Annotated in this window: 17 protein-coding genes; 10 read left to right on the forward strand and 7 right to left on the reverse strand. The window is 72.4% G+C overall.

Features of this window, described 5'->3' with window-relative positions; translation table 11 throughout:
* Positions 1–11 precede the first annotated feature (11 nt).
* A complete protein-coding gene (locus tag HD596_RS32405; RefSeq protein WP_185073037.1) occupies positions 12–821 on the reverse strand; it encodes an AraC family transcriptional regulator in 810 nt (269 codons plus the stop codon).
* A 53-nt stretch (positions 822–874) separates the two neighbouring features.
* Here HD596_RS32405 and HD596_RS32410 point away from each other — a divergent pair, with 53 nt between their 5' ends.
* Entirely contained in the window at positions 875–1,999 is a 1,125-nt protein-coding gene (locus tag HD596_RS32410; RefSeq protein ID WP_313045333.1) for an MFS transporter, read from the forward strand.
* 59 nt (positions 2,000–2,058) lie between these two features.
* On the opposite strand, the gene HD596_RS32415 is transcribed toward HD596_RS32410, so the two are convergent.
* The 3 genes from HD596_RS32415 to HD596_RS32425 all read right to left on the reverse strand — a co-directional run bounded on the left by HD596_RS32415 (position 2,059) and on the right by HD596_RS32425 (position 4,913).
* Entirely contained in the window at positions 2,059–3,540 is a 1,482-nt protein-coding gene (locus HD596_RS32415) for a trypsin-like peptidase domain-containing protein (RefSeq protein ID WP_185073038.1), read from the reverse strand.
* Between the two features lie 103 nt (positions 3,541–3,643).
* Positions 3,644–4,654, reverse strand: a complete 1,011-nt coding sequence (gene ligD, locus HD596_RS32420) for a non-homologous end-joining DNA ligase (RefSeq protein WP_185073039.1) — start codon at positions 4,652–4,654, stop codon at positions 3,644–3,646.
* Between the two features lie 58 nt (positions 4,655–4,712).
* On the reverse strand, positions 4,713–4,913 hold the full coding sequence (locus tag HD596_RS32425) for a hypothetical protein (RefSeq protein WP_185073040.1): 201 nt from the start codon (positions 4,911–4,913) through the stop codon (positions 4,713–4,715).
* A 393-nt stretch (positions 4,914–5,306) separates the two neighbouring features.
* Here HD596_RS32425 and hisD point away from each other — a divergent pair, with 393 nt between their 5' ends.
* From hisD to hisF, 9 genes are read left to right on the forward strand one after another with little or no spacing between them, the layout of a single operon-like run.
* The gene (hisD, locus tag HD596_RS32430; RefSeq protein WP_185073041.1) at positions 5,307–6,623 is read left to right on the forward strand and encodes a histidinol dehydrogenase; all 1,317 of its coding nucleotides are present in this window, start codon (positions 5,307–5,309) and stop codon (positions 6,621–6,623) included.
* A complete protein-coding gene (locus HD596_RS32435) occupies positions 6,620–7,690 on the forward strand; it encodes a histidinol-phosphate transaminase (RefSeq protein WP_185073042.1) in 1,071 nt (356 codons plus the stop codon). The genes hisD and HD596_RS32435 overlap by 4 nt, the downstream gene beginning before the upstream one ends.
* Positions 7,687–8,280 carry an imidazoleglycerol-phosphate dehydratase HisB gene (hisB, locus tag HD596_RS32440; protein WP_185073043.1) on the forward strand — a complete coding sequence of 198 codons (594 nt, stop codon included), beginning with the start codon at positions 7,687–7,689 and terminating at the stop codon, positions 8,278–8,280. Before HD596_RS32435 ends, hisB begins: the two co-directional genes overlap by 4 nt.
* Complete coding sequence (locus tag HD596_RS32445; protein WP_185073044.1) at positions 8,277–8,432, forward strand: CG2302 family histidine operon protein; 156 nt, start codon at positions 8,277–8,279, stop codon at positions 8,430–8,432. Before hisB ends, HD596_RS32445 begins: the two co-directional genes overlap by 4 nt.
* Entirely contained in the window at positions 8,423–9,061 is a 639-nt protein-coding gene (gene hisH, locus HD596_RS32450) for an imidazole glycerol phosphate synthase subunit HisH (protein ID WP_313045335.1), read from the forward strand. The genes HD596_RS32445 and hisH overlap by 10 nt, the downstream gene beginning before the upstream one ends.
* A gap of 28 nt (positions 9,062–9,089) precedes the next feature.
* Positions 9,090–9,419 carry a hypothetical protein gene (locus HD596_RS32455; protein ID WP_185073046.1) on the forward strand — a complete coding sequence of 110 codons (330 nt, stop codon included), beginning with the start codon at positions 9,090–9,092 and terminating at the stop codon, positions 9,417–9,419.
* Positions 9,420–10,142: a bifunctional 1-(5-phosphoribosyl)-5-((5-phosphoribosylamino)methylideneamino)imidazole-4-carboxamide isomerase/phosphoribosylanthranilate isomerase PriA gene (gene priA, locus HD596_RS32460; protein WP_185073047.1), complete on the forward strand. Its 723-nt coding sequence runs from the start codon at positions 9,420–9,422 to the stop codon at positions 10,140–10,142. It begins immediately after the preceding gene.
* A 21-nt stretch (positions 10,143–10,163) separates the two neighbouring features.
* The gene (locus HD596_RS32465; protein WP_185073048.1) at positions 10,164–10,574 is read left to right on the forward strand and encodes a Rid family hydrolase; all 411 of its coding nucleotides are present in this window, start codon (positions 10,164–10,166) and stop codon (positions 10,572–10,574) included.
* The gene (hisF, locus tag HD596_RS32470) at positions 10,571–11,332 is read left to right on the forward strand and encodes an imidazole glycerol phosphate synthase subunit HisF (RefSeq protein WP_185073049.1); all 762 of its coding nucleotides are present in this window, start codon (positions 10,571–10,573) and stop codon (positions 11,330–11,332) included. Before HD596_RS32465 ends, hisF begins: the two co-directional genes overlap by 4 nt.
* Positions 11,333–11,392: 60 nt before the next feature.
* Here hisF and HD596_RS32475 read toward each other — a convergent pair whose 3' ends face one another.
* The 3 genes from HD596_RS32475 to HD596_RS32485 form a co-directional block, all read right to left on the reverse strand.
* Positions 11,393–12,754, reverse strand: a complete 1,362-nt coding sequence (locus HD596_RS32475; protein WP_185073050.1) for a glutamine synthetase family protein — start codon at positions 12,752–12,754, stop codon at positions 11,393–11,395.
* A 62-nt stretch (positions 12,755–12,816) separates the two neighbouring features.
* Entirely contained in the window at positions 12,817–13,032 is a 216-nt protein-coding gene (locus HD596_RS32480; protein ID WP_185079467.1) for a hypothetical protein, read from the reverse strand.
* A 128-nt stretch (positions 13,033–13,160) separates the two neighbouring features.
* Positions 13,161–13,787 carry a TIGR03085 family metal-binding protein gene (locus tag HD596_RS32485; RefSeq protein WP_313045337.1) on the reverse strand — a complete coding sequence of 209 codons (627 nt, stop codon included), beginning with the start codon at positions 13,785–13,787 and terminating at the stop codon, positions 13,161–13,163.
* Positions 13,788–13,842 lie beyond the last annotated feature (55 nt).

The following is a 13,842-nucleotide window of genomic DNA, read 5'->3' on the forward strand; positions in this document are numbered from 1 at the left end:
TTGTAGCGAATCTACAATGTAAAGGCCCGGCCGGGGGTGTACCCGAACGCCCGCCTGAACACGTCGATGAACGCGCTCGCCGAGGCCCAGCCGCACCGATGGGCGACGGCGGTCACGGCGACGCCGTCGGCCAGCAGGAGCAGCGCCTGGTGCAGGCGGAGCTGGGTGCGCCACTGCGGGAAGCTCATGCCCAGCTCGCGCCGGCACAACCTGGCCAGCGTACGGTCGCTGGTGCCGGCCTGGACGGCCAGCTGCGCCAGGGTCCTGCTGTCGGCCGGGTCGCGGTGCAGGATCGCGCAGACGGCGGCCAGCCGGGGGTCGCGGGCGGTGGGCAGGTGCAGCCGCTGCTCGGGGGCGCGCTTGAGCTGGTCGACGAGCACGGCCCACAACCTCTCGCGCTCCCCGCCGTCCCCGCGTAGGGGCCCGGCCTCCGGGGCGCTGGAGTCGCTCGCGTGGCCGTGGTGGGCGGGGTGTTCCGGGGTGGGCCGGGTGTCGGCCGTGTAGGCGATGATCAGCTCGCGGAGCAGGGGGCCGACGACGAGGACGGTGGGGTGGCCGAGGCCGAGGGGGTTGTCGGCGAGGCCCACCAGGCGCAGGTCGGTGTCGCCGTGGGCGCGGTGCTCGTGGACGGTGCCGGCCGGGATCCAGATGGCGCGGTTGGCCGGGGCGACCCAGGTGCCCGCGCCGGTGGTGACCGAGAGCACGCCGCGGCAGGCGTAGACGATCTGGTGGGTGTCGTGCCGGTGCGCGTCGATGCCCGCCCCCGGGGACAGCGGCCGCCGCCCCGTCGGTGCCTCGGGCAGATGGCGGATTGCCGTCATGGATTGGCATTTTATCGGAAGCGGGCCAGGGGCCGCCGGGAAAGGATCGAGGGGTGAACAGGACCCCGATGCTCGCCGCCGGCCACGCGGCCGTGGACTTCTACCAGGGCGCCGTCCCCGCGCTCGTGCCCTTCCTGGTGGCCGGCCGCGGTTACGGGTACGTCGCCGTGTCCGGCATCGTGCTGGCGGCGACGCTGCTGTCGTCGGTCGTGCAGCCGGTGTTCGGGGTGCTGACGGACAGGTGGCGGATGCCGTGGCTGATCCCGGTGAGCACGCTGGTCGCGGGCGCCGGGGTGGCGCTGGGCGGGGTGACGGACTCCTACGTGCTGACCTGGCTGGCCGTGGCGCTGTCCGGCCTCGGCGTGGCGGCCTACCATCCGGAGTCCGCGCGGCTGGCCAGGATCGCGAGCGAGGGCAGTCATGTCCGGATGAGCTGGTTCTCGCTGGGCGGGACGCTGGGGTTCGCGTCGGCTCCCGTGCTGGTGACGCCGTTGCTGGCGGGGTGGGGGCTGGGCGCCTCGCCGTTCCTGGCCGCGCCGGCGGTGCTGGGGGCGGTGGCGACGCTCCCGGCGGTGCGGGCGCTGGCCGGGGGAGGGCGGGCGGCGCGGGCCGCGGCGCCGGTGTCCGGCCGGGACGACTGGCCGTCGTTCGTCAGGCTGACGCTGGTGATCGTCTTCCGTTCGGTCGTGTACGTCGGGCTGAGCGCTTTCGTGGCCCTGTACATGGGAGGCGGGGTGGCGGGGGCGGTGGCGCTGTTCGTGCTGTTCGCGGGCGGGGCGGTCGGGACGGTGCTGGGCGGGCGGCTGGCGGCCCGGTGGGGGCGGATGCGGACGATGCGCCTGGCCTACGCGCTGGCGGTCCCCGCGGTGGCGGGGGTGGTGCTGGCGCCGGGAGCTGTCGCGTACGTCTTCGTCGCGGCCTCGTCGATCGCCCTGTACGCGCCGTTCTCGCTGCATGTCACGCTGGGCCAGGACTTCCTGCCCACCCGGGTGGGCACGGCCGGCGGCGTGACGCTGGGGCTGGCGGTGAGCGTGGGCGGCCTGGCGAGCCCGCTGGTGGGCGCGCTCGCCGAGGCCACCACGTTGCGGGCGGCGCTGGCGTGCCTGATCGTCTTCCCGGCCCTGGCCTGGCTGCTGGCCAGGACGCTGAAGGAGCCGGTGCCGGAGCCCGCCGCCTGACGGCTGAAGGAGCCGGTGCCGGAGCCCGCCGCCTGACGTCCGCTTCGCCGGCGCGCGGGTCAGCGACGGTAGGTGGACAGGGCGACGGTGCTGGTGTTGTCGCGCTGGTCGGTGTCGAGGCGGCTGGAGTCCACGTGCGCGGTGACGCGCGGGTGGAGGGCGGCCCGGCGGGTCACGCGGAGGCGGGCGGTGAGCCGGACCGGGCTCCCGGGGTGGACGGCGGCGATCGTGCAGGTGGCCTGCCGGCCCGAGCGCTTGCACGAGGCGCCGTTCACCGAGGACAGGCTCGTACCGGCCGGCAGGGTGAACGTGACGGGCACCTGGGCGGCGCCCATCAGCCCGCGCATGGTCACGGTGGCCCTGACGGTCGCGCTGCCGCGGCCGCGCCTGACCGGGCGGTGCGGGCCGGAGGCGCTGATGGACAGCGCGTCGTACACCCCCTGCGGGTCGGCCTGCTTGATGATCGCGCCGTAGCTCTCGGCGTTGAGGGCGTTGGCGACGGAGTAACCGTCCGCCCCGCCGTCCTCCGTGCCGGCCGACAGCACGCCGATCAGGTCGTCGGTGCCTCTGAGCAGCCACGGGCCGCCGCTGTGGCCCTTGAACAGGTGGCAGTTGTGCGTTTCCATGCGCCCGCCGGCCGAGGTGGCGGTGATGCGGGAGACGAAGAGGGTGCCGGTGTCGGCGATGCCGCCGGCCGGTTCCGTCTTGGCCAGGCACCAGAGCTGGTCCTCGCCGTCGTACGGCTGCCTGCCGGCCACGCCGGGGTAGCCCGTCGTGGCGACGGTGTACGCGCCGCCCTGGTTGCGGATGGGGGTGAAGGCGCCGACGGCGTCCTGGAGCGTGCGGTTCTTCCTGCCGACCTCGATGAGGGCGATGTCGTAGAGGGAGTTCCAGTCGCCGCCGCTCATGCCGGTGTAGGAGTCGGGCTTCCACGCCCGCCGGGCGCCCCACCGCCCGTACGGCTCGCGCCCCCGCACGTCGGCGGCCTGCCCATCGTACGCGGGCACGAACGCGAAGTTCGTGTGCCACTGGCCGGCCGACGCGCCCAGCGGCACGCTGTACACGCAGTGGGCGGCGGTGACGATGAGCAGCCCGACCGCCGAACGCACGACGGAGGCGCTGCAGGAGTCCTCCAGCCCGTTGGAGTTGACGTAGAAGAGCCGGCCGGTGACGCGGCTCTGGGCCGTGGCGGTGTACGGGCGGGGCATGGGGGCGTAGCCGTTGGCGTCGCCGCCCGGGGTGATCCGTTTGCCCTCCGGCACGCTGCGCAGCTGGGCCGGCGCCTCCAGGCTCTTCGGCAGCTCCGTGGCGCCCTGGGCCCGTGCTTTGAGGCTCCTGGGCAGCTCGGTGGCGGTGGCCCGGGCCTGCTTGCTGGCGGTCCAGTAACGCACGGCGCGGGCGGGGCGCATCAGCGGGGACGACGCGGCGCCCGAGGCGCGGTCCTGGGCGGGCGTCAAGGGGGGCTGCTGCCCGGCGGTCGCGGGCACCGCGAGGGCGACGCCGGCCAGCGTGGTGAGCGTGGTGACCAGGACCTTCGGCACGGTGTCCCCTTTTGAGCGAAATCGACAACGTCTCGATCACTCTAGGTTACGAAATGCAGACGAAGCGTAGTTAGGCGCTCCGTGTCGTCATAGCTCCCCGGGGTCAGCCGGCCGCGGCATCGCCGGTGCGGCCGGGGGGCAGGAACTCGGCGGTGCTGGTCTCGGACGGCTCGCGATCGGGCCGCAGCCCGCGCCACGACGGGTGGCGCAGGCGGTGGTCGCCGGTGACCTCGGCGTACTGCACCTCTCCGACCAGGCTCGGCTCCACCCAGCGCGCGTCCCTGGCGTGCTCGCGCGGCACCGGCTCGTCGAACGGCGGGCCGGGACGTTCCAGGGGTGCCAGCCGCTCGCCCAGGTCGCGCAGCACGGCCTCGGAGAACCCGGTCCCGACGTGCCCCACGAACCGCAGCCGCCCCCGCTGGTCGTAGGCGCCCAGCAGCAGCGACCCGATCATGCCGGAGCGCCGCCCGCCCCCCGGCTTCCAGCCGCCGATCACGACCTCGGCGGTGCGGACGTTCTTGACCTTCGTCCAGTCGCTGCTGCGCCGGCCGGGCCGGTACGGCGAGCCCATCCGCTTGCACACGACCCCTTCGAGTCCGAGCTGCCGGGAGGAGTCGAACGCGAGCCCGGCGTGGTCGGCGAACCACACGGGCACCTCCCAGCGGTAGCCGGGCGTGAACGTGGTCTCGAGCAGTTCCCTGCGGGCGCTGTAGGGGCGGGAGACGGTGCTGTCCTCGTCGAGGTGCAGGATGTCGAACGCCATGAACGTCACCGGCACCGACCTGGCCAGCTCGGCCACCGCCGCCGGGTTGCGCTGGTGCATCCGGGGCTGCAGCGCCTCGAAGCTGGGCCGCCCGGTCTCGTCGAACGCCACGATCTCCCCGTCGATCACGGCCGCGTGGCCGCGGGCGGCGCCGGCCATGAGCTGGAGCTCGGGGTAGGCGGGGGTGATGTCCTTGGCGTTGCGCGACATCAGGCGGACGGCGCCGCCCTGGAGGTAGGCGAGGGCGCGCACGCCGTCCCATTTCATCTCCACGGCCCAGTCCGCACCCTGGACGGAGGTCAGGGTGCCGAGCTGCGCCAGCATCGGCGCGTAGGCCGGCAGCCGCACCATGGTGCAGGCCGTACCCCGGGGCGCTGATCGACAGTGGCGGGCCGGGGTCTGCAGATGGTCAAGCGCGGTGGTGGTCGAGCGAGGTGTCCTCGACGAGCTCGGCCAGGTCCACGCCGTGGGCGGCGAGCTCGGCGACCGTGGTGCAGTAGCCCTGCAGGTACGTCGTGCCGTTGACCCGGTGCGAGACACGCAGCAGCGGGCGATCGTCCAAGATGATCGCCTCGACCAGGATGCCGCCGGGGGCTCGCCACTGTCCCACCCGGTAACTGTAAGGGCGCGGACATAATGGACACGTCATGGGAAGGTACGCCTCTGGCCTTGCCGGGCGCGGTGAGGGCTTTTCCAGGACATGGGTGCTCGACCGTGGGGTAAAGAGATATTGACGCCTTTTTAGGCGTTCGGCGTTACCGGGGGGCTCTGGGCGGGCAGTGATGACGGCTCCCGGCTTCCCGGCCGTGGCCGTTCCCCGCGACGGCCACGGCGGTGCCCCGGCGGGGCCCGGTCCGGGGCTGGGGCGGCCGCGGGCTGCGACGTCGGCGAGCGCCACCCGCGGCCGCCCTCCATAACGCCGGACCCGCCGGTGAGGGGCGGCGCGCCGTCCCGGATGGTGGACAGAACCTGATTCAGGGATCGGACTCCGTAGACTGTGATGGTGATTTCCCGTATCGACATGCGCGGTTCTCTTCCGGAGAACCTGCGCGACGTGCTGCCCCGCGCCGAGCTCGACGTCGAGGCCGCCCTGGAGAAGGTGCGGCCCATCTGCGAGGACGTGCGCCATCGCGGGGCGGCAGCCGTACGGGAGCTGACCGCCAGGTTCGACGGTGTCGAGATCGCCTCCACCCGCGTCCCCGCCGAGGCCATCGACACGGCCCTGCGTGAGCTCGACCCCAAGGTCAGGGCGGCGCTGGAGGAGTCGATCAGGCGGGCCAGGCTGGTCCACCGCGACCAGCGGCGCACCGACGTCACCACCCAGGTCGTGCCCGGCGGCACCGTGACCGAGCGGTGGGTGCCGGTCGACCGGGTGGGCCTCTACGTGCCCGGCGGCCGCGCGGTCTACCCGTCCAGCGTGGTCATGAACGTCGTCCCGGCGCAGGAGGCCGGCGTCGGCTCGCTGGCCGTGACCAGCCCGGCGCAGAAGGAGCACGGCGGGCTGCCGCACCCCACGATCCTGGCCGCGTGCGCGCTGCTCGGCGTGGACGAGGTCTACTCGGTGGGCGGGGCGCAGGCGGTGGCCATGTTCGCCTACGGCACGCAGGAGTGCCGGCCCGTCACGATGGTGACCGGTCCCGGCAACGTCTGGGTGACGGCGGCCAAGCGGCTGCTCAAGGGGCGCATCGGCATCGACTCCGAGGCGGGCCCGACCGAGATCGCCATCCTGGCCGACGAGACGGCCGACCCGGTCCACGTGGCCGCCGACCTGATCAGCCAGGCCGAGCACGACGTGATCGCCGCCGCCGTGCTGGTCACCACCAGCGCCGAGCTGGCCGACGCGGTCGAGAAGGAGCTGCCGGGCCAGGTGTCGGCGACCAGGCACTCCGAGCGCATCGCCGAGGCGCTGGGCGGCAGGCAGTCGGGCATCGTGCTGGTCGGCTCCATCGACGACGGCATCAAGGTCGTGGACGCGTACGCCGCCGAGCACCTGGAGATCCACACCGCGAACGCCGCGGAGATCGCCGGAAGGATCCGCAACGCCGGGGCCATCTTCGTGGGCCCGTACGCCCCCGTGTCGCTCGGCGACTACCTCGCCGGCTCCAACCACGTGCTGCCCACGGGCGGCTGCGCCTGCCACTCCAGCGGCCTGTCGGTGCAGTCGTTCCTGCGCGGCATCCACGTCGTCGACTACACCCGCGACGCCCTCGCGGGCGCGGCGGCCCACGTGTCGGTCCTGGCGGACGCCGAGGACCTCCCGGCCCACGGCGCCGCGATCCGCGCCCGATTCGACTGGCAGATTCCCACGGAGACCGCGTGAACCTCGACGACCTGCCCATCCGGGACGATCTGCGGGGTAAGTCGCCGTACGGCGCGCCCCAGATCGACGTCCCCGTCAGGCTCAACACCAACGAAAACCCCTACCCGCCCTCGCCCGAGCTGGTCGCCGACCTGGCCGAGGCGGTCCGGGAGAGCGCGGGCGAGCTCAACCGCTACCCCGACAGGGACGCCACGGCCCTGCGCGCCGAGCTGGCCGGCTACCTCGGCCACGGCCTGACCACCGAGCAGGTGTGGGCCGCCAACGGCTCCAACGAGGTGCTCCAGCAGATCCTGCAGGCCTTCGGCGGCCACGGGCGCACGGCCATCGGGTTCGAGCCGTCGTACTCGATGCACCCGATCATCACCAGCGGCACCAGCACCGAGTGGATCTCGGCCAGCCGCGAGGACGACTTCTCGATCGACCCCGGCAAGGCGACGGCGGCCATCGAGGAGCACCAGCCCGACATCGTGTTCCTGGCCTCGCCCAACAACCCGACCGGCACCGCCCAGCCCCTTGAGACCATCGAGGCCGTGCTGGCCGCCGCCCGGGGCATGGTCGTGGTCGACGAGGCCTACGCCGAGTTCGCCCGCGAGGGCACGCCGTCGGCGCTGACCCTGCTGCCCGAGCACCCCAGGCTGATCGTCACCAGGACGATGTCCAAGGCGTTCGCCATGGCGGGCACCCGGCTCGGCTACCTCGCCGCCCACCCGGCCGTGGTGGAGGCGCTGCTGCTGGTGCGCCTGCCGTACCACCTGTCCACGCTCACCCAGGCGGCGGCGCGCGTGGCGCTGCGGCACCGCGCCGAGCTGCTGGGCACGGTCGACGCGCTGCGGCGCGAACGCGACGACACGGTCGCGTGGCTGCGTTCCCAGGGCCTGACGGTGGCCGACTCCGACGCCAACTTCGTGCTGTTCGGGCGGTTCCCCGACCGGCGCAAGGTGTGGGAGGGGCTGCTGGAGCGCGGGGTGCTCATCCGCGAGGTGGGCCCGCCACAATGGCTGCGGGTGTCGATCGGCACCGGTGAGGAGATGGCGGCCTTCCGCGCCGCCCTGGAAGGAGTCTTGTGAGTCGCGTAGGCCGCGTCGAGCGCGTTACGAAGGAGACCTCGGTCCTGGTGGAGGTCGGCCTCGACGGCACCGGCCGGGTCGAGGTGTCCACCGGGGTCGGCTTCTTCGACCACATGCTGGCCCAGCTCGGCAAGCACGGGCTGTTCGACCTGACGGTCAAGACCGAGGGCGACCTGCACATCGACTCCCACCACACGATCGAGGACACCGCGCTCGCGCTGGGCGCGGCGTTCCGCGAGGCGCTGGGCGACAAGTCGGGCATCAGGAGGTTCGGCAGCGCGTCGTGCCCGCTGGACGAGTCGCTCGCCCAGGTCACCGTCGACCTGTCGGGGCGCCCCTATCTCGTGCACTCCGAGCCCGAGGGCATGGCGCCGATGATCGGCCCCGAGTACGACACGACGATGACCCGCCACATCCTGGAGTCGCTCGTCGCGCAGGCCGCGATCTGCCTGCACGTCCACGTGCCCTACGGGCGCAACGCCCACCACATCGTGGAGGCCCAGTTCAAGGCCCTGGCCAGGGCGCTGCGCGAGGCGTCCGAGCTCGACCCGCGCGCCACGGGCGTGCCGAGCACCAAGGGCGTCCTATGAGCGAGAACGTCCTCGCCATCGCGATGGTGTTCATCGGGCTGTTCCTGATCGGCGGGGTGTTCTCGCTGGCCAAGCAGGGGCTGAAGATCGGCGCGGCCGTCTGCGCGCTGGGCGCGGCGATGGCGATCACGGCGGGGGTGCTGTGGTGGTAGGCAAGAAGGTCGTGGTGCTCGACTACGGGTCGGGCAATCTGCGCTCGGCCGAGCGGGCGCTGGCCAGGGTGGGCGCCGAGGTGACCGTCACGTCCGACTTCGACGCCGCCATGGACGCCGACGGTCTGGTGGTGCCGGGCGTCGGCGCGTTCGAGGCGTGCATGGCCGGGCTCAGGAGCGTGCGCGGCGAGCGGATCATCGGGCGGCGCCTGTCCGGCGGGCGTCCGGTGCTGGGCATCTGCGTGGGCATGCAGATCCTGTTCGCCCGGGGCGTCGAGCACGGCGTGGAGACCGAGGGCTGCGCCGAGTGGCCGGGCACGGTGGAGCGGCTGGAGGCGCCCGTGCTGCCCCACATGGGGTGGAACACGGTCAAGGCGCCCGCCGACAGCGTGCTGTTCGCCGGGCTTGACGCCGCGACCCGCTTCTACTTCGTGCACTCCTACGGGGTGCGCGAGTGGGAGCTGCACGCCGGCGAGGGGTTCGCCGAGCCGCTGGTCACCTGGGCCGAGCACGGCGTCCCGTTCGTGGCCGCCGTCGAGAACGGCCCGCTCAGGGCCACCCAGTTCCACCCCGAGAAGTCCGGCGACGCCGGAGCCGTGCTGCTGAAGAACTGGCTCGGCACGCTATGAGCGCGTCGATCAGCCGCTCCGGGCTCTCATGAGCAAGGAACGCGCGCGCCGCAGGGCCGAGCGGGAGGCGGAGCGGGCGCGCGCGATCCGGGCCAACGAGGAGCGGCAGGCGCGCCGGGCCCGCCGCCGCGCTCTGCTGGCCCGGCTGATCCCGCGCCCGGTGCGGTTCTACCGCCAGGGCGGCCTGATCGCCCGCCGCCACCGCGCCCAGAACATCGTGGTCGCGCTGGGCTTCCTGTTCGTCCAGGCCATCGTGTGGCTGGTGTGGGGCTCCTTCCCGCTCAGCCTCGCCGTCCTGGTCTTCTCGATGCTGCTGGTGCCCGTCGTCGTGACCCTCGCTTTCGACCGGAGGATCTGAATGTCGCTCGTATTGCTGCCCGCCGTGGACGTCGTCGACGGCCAGGCCGTACGCCTGGTGCAGGGCGAGGCCGGGACCGAGACCGGCTACGGCGAGCCGCTGGCCGCCGCGCTGGCCTGGCAGGAGGCGGGCGCCGAGTGGATCCATCTGGTCGACCTGGACGCCGCGTTCGGCCGGGGCGGCAACCGGGAGCTGCTCGCCGACGTCATCGGCCGGCTCGACGTGAACGTGGAGCTGTCCGGCGGCATCCGCGACGACGACTCCCTGGCCGCCGCGCTGGCCACCGGCTGCCGCCGGGTCAACATCGGCACGGCCGCCCTGGAGCAGCCGGAGTGGTGCCGGAAGGTCATCGCCGAGCACGGCGACAAGATCGCGGTCGGGCTCGACGTGCGCGGCACCACGCTGGCCGCCCGCGGCTGGACCGAGGACGCCGGCGACCTGTGGGAGGTGCTCGACCGCCTCGAGGCCGACGGCTGCCCCCGCTACGTCGTCACCGACGTGACCAAGGACGGCATGCTGAAGGGTCCCAACCTCGACCTCTACCGCCGGATCCTGGCCCGCACCGGCCGGCCGGTCGTGGCCAGCGGTGGCGTCTCCTCCATCGATGACCTGGTCGCGCTCGCCTCCCTCGTCCCCGACGGGCTGGAGGGCGCGATCGTGGGCAAGGCCCTCTACGCTCACGCGTTCACACTGGAAGACGCGCTTGCCGCAGTACGCGTGTAGCTCTTGCCGGGAGGGGGCGAGATGAGCGTCAGCATCTTTGGTATGGAAAGCACCGGAAGCAGGGTGTTTTCCGGCGGCATCTGGGAGGAGCGGTACGGCTACGCCCGTGCCGTCGTGGCGGGTGACCGGGTGATCGTGTCCGGCTGCACCGCCACCGTCGACGGAGAGGTGCGCCATGTCGGCGACGCCTACAGACAGAGCCTGACCGCGATCGACATCGCGCTGGAGGCCGTCCTGATGGGCGGTCTGACCAGCGAGGACGTGGTCATGGTCCGTTACTATGTGGTGGAGCAGCGCCACTTCGACCTCGTCGGGCAGGCCATCGGCGAGGTCTTCGGCAAGGTGCGCCCCGCCTGCACCGGAGTGAGGGTGGCCGGGCTGGTCGACCCGAGAATGCTGGTCGAGATCGAAATCGAGGCACACCGAGCATGACCGTAGCCGTAAGAGTCATCCCCTGTCTCGACGTGGACGCCGGCCGCGTGGTCAAGGGCGTCAACTTCGAGAACCTCCGCGACGCGGGCGACCCGGTCGAGCTGGCCAGGCGCTATGACGAGGAGGGCGCCGACGAGCTGACCTTCCTCGACATCACCGCGTCCTCCGGCGAGCGGGAGACCATGCTCGACGTGGTTCGCAGGACCGCCGAGCAGGTCTTCATCCCGCTCACCGTCGGCGGCGGCGTGCGTTCGGTGGAGGACGTCAACCGCCTGCTGCGGGCCGGGGCCGACAAGGTGTCGCTCAACACGGCGGCCATCGCCCGGCCCGAGCTGCTCACGGAGGCGTCCCGGCGGTTCGGCGCCCAGTGCGTCGTGCTGTCCGTGGACGCCCGCCGCGCGCCGGGCACCCCCAGCGGGTTCGAGGTGACCACGCACGGCGGTCGCCGCGGCACCGGGATCGACGCGGTGGAGTGGGCGGCCCGCGGCGAGGAGCTCGGAGTGGGGGAGATCCTGCTCAACTCGATGGACGGCGACGGCACGCTCGACGGCTACGACCTGGAGATGCTGCGGGCGGTCCGCGCCGCGGTGCGGGTGCCGGTGATCGCCAGTGGTGGCGCCGGCCGGCTGGAGGACTTCCCTCCGGCGGTGGCGGTGGGCGCCGACGCCGTGCTCGCGGCGTCGGTGTTCCACTTCGGCACGCTCAAGATCTCCGAGGTCAAGGACACGCTCCGGATGGCGGGCCACCCGGTCCGCTAGCCCGCCGGGGCGGGTCCCACCGCGTGCGGGCGGGTCGCGAGGCCCGCCTGCGCGCGTCCGTCAGAAGACCCGCAGGTGGTGGAAGAGCTCGTACGCGACGTCCTTCGCGGCGAACGCCGCCGCCTCCGAGCGCTTGACCGCGAGGTAGGCGCTGCGCCGCAGCGGCCCCAGCGCCTCCATGAGCACCTCGTCGGCCTCCAGCGCGTCCAGCGCCTCGTCCAGCGACGCCGGCAGGCGGGTGTACTGGCCGGGGCGGGTGTCGGGGTCCACGTCCACGGCCGCCCCCGGGTCCAGCTTGCGCCGGATGCCGTCCAGGCCGGCGTGGATGACGGCCCCGAGCGCCAGGTAGGGGTTGGCGGAGGAGTCGGACGGCTTGAGCTCCAGGTTGGGCTCGCCGCTCTCGCCGAGCGGGGAGCACACCCGTACTGCGGCCTCGCGGTTGTCGGGGCCGTAGACGGCGTACGCGCTGGACCACATGCGGGGCGCCAGCCGCCGGAAGCTGTTGACGCTCCCGCACGTGAGCGCCGTCAGGCCGGGCAGGTGGGCCAGCAGGCCGCCGATGAACCCGTCGCGTATCTCGCCGTCCTCGGCGAAGAGGTTGCGGTCGTCGCGCCACAGGGACAGGTGCAGGTGGGCGCCGTTGCCCGCCTGGTCGGCCAGCGGTTTGGGGGCCAGCGTGGCCCACATCTGCATGCGCAGCGCCGTGCCGCGCACGGTCTCGCGGTAGAGGACGTGGTTGTCGGCGGCGCGCAGCGCGGGCGCGTGGCGCACGGACAGCTCCTGCTGGCCGGGCCCCAGCTCGGGGTGGTAGTGCTCGACCCGCAGCCCCTGCGTCTCCAGGGCGTGGATGAGCTTGATCGTGTAGTCGTGGGCCGTGTCGAACCCGGCGTTGGCGTAGCACAGGGAGTCGTCGAGCGGGACCAGCCGGTCGGGGCCGCCGGCCGGGTCGGGCAGGCGGCGGCCGAGCGTGAACTCAGGCTCGAACGCCGCGACGAGCGTGTAGCCCTCGGTGGCCAGCTCGGCGACGGCCTCCTTGAGGAAGGTGCGCGCGCAGGCGCCCCATGGCGAGCCGTCCGGCAGGCGCAGGTCGGACAGCATCGCCGCCGCGCCCGGCGCATGGGGCAACGGGACGTAGGTGGCGGGGTCGGGGACAATGCGGACCTCGCCCACCGGACCCATGTGCTCGACGTCCTGGAGCTGGTCGAGCATGTTCATCGCCATCATGGCCACCGTGTGCCCGATGCCCGTGTTGAGCCGTTCTGCCAACCTCGACCGGGACGCGGCCTTGCCCCGGATCACGCCACCGTGGTCGGCGTACAGAAAACGGATCAGCTCGATGCCCTCAAGCTCGGCTCGCTCGAGGATCCGCCGCGCGTTGGGATCGAGCTGATTGATCTTTGTGCCGCTCGGGCGATCTCTCATCCTGCCTGCGTAACACGATCCGGCAGCGCGGGGAAGCATCTGGCGCAGACAGAAGCCTCGCGTCAGGTCAGAACATTTGTGAAGAACACAGCCAATTGGTCGGCTCCGTGAAGGATTCCTTCAAACACTCCGTTGACCGCTGCCGCAGCCTGGGTCGGCTTGGTGAACAGGTAGAACACCACGAACGCGACAGCCACGTAGGTGATCACCTTCTTGACCTGCATGGGGGCCTCCTGCAGTCCATTCCCAGCCGTATATACCCGGATCTGGGCGATCATCGGCATCTTCTGTGAAGATGTACATGATCCTAACCGGGGGGCTTCCTTACTGAGCCAATGGTAAGCGCAGAAGGTCTGGCGGGAACCCCTAGTTCACCGGGATTTCCGTGATAGGCCGTCCGGATCGCTCAGACGCCGAGGGAGGCCGCGCGCAGCCGTTCGACGGCCTCCGGGTCGCCGGTCAGCTCCACCCTGGCGTGCCGCTGCCGCCCGAAGCAGAACATGAGCAGCTCGGCCGCCCGGCCGGTGACCTCGACCCGCGTGCCTCCGCGGGGGCCGCCGAGCGCCACGCCGCCGCCGAGCCGGTGCAGCACCACGCCGACCGGCGCCTTGCGCAGCATCATCCGGGCCCCGGCGGCGACCCGCTTCCAGATGAGCCGTTCGAGGTCGTCGGACAGCTCGCGGGGCTCCCATGACGGCTGGGCGCGGCGGACGTCCTCGTGGTGGACGAAGAACTCCAGCGTGTTGACGGCCTCGTCGAGGAAGGGCAGCCGGTAGACGCCGCCTGGCTCGCGCACCAGGCCGACCAGCTCGGGGAAGGGATGCTTGGCCTTGAGGCCGTTCTGCACCGAGGCGGTGTACCCGGCGAGGGGTTTGAGCGCGATGCCGCCCATCGCGTCGGGCCTGCGCTCGCGCAGCGCGAGGTGGGCGGCCAGGTCATAGGTGGTCCAGCCCGTGCAGAGCGTGGGTGCGTCGGGACCGAGACGGTCGAGCAGATCGCAGAGCGCGGAGCGTTCCTCGCGTGCGTACGTCACGTGGTCAACCCTACCTGTGGGAATAACGCGCATATCCGGAGTGATAGTCACTTAG

The sequence above is a fragment of the Nonomuraea jabiensis genome (assembly GCF_014204795.1).
In the GTDB taxonomy this organism is placed as follows: Bacteria; Actinomycetota; Actinomycetes; order Streptosporangiales; family Streptosporangiaceae; genus Nonomuraea; species Nonomuraea jabiensis.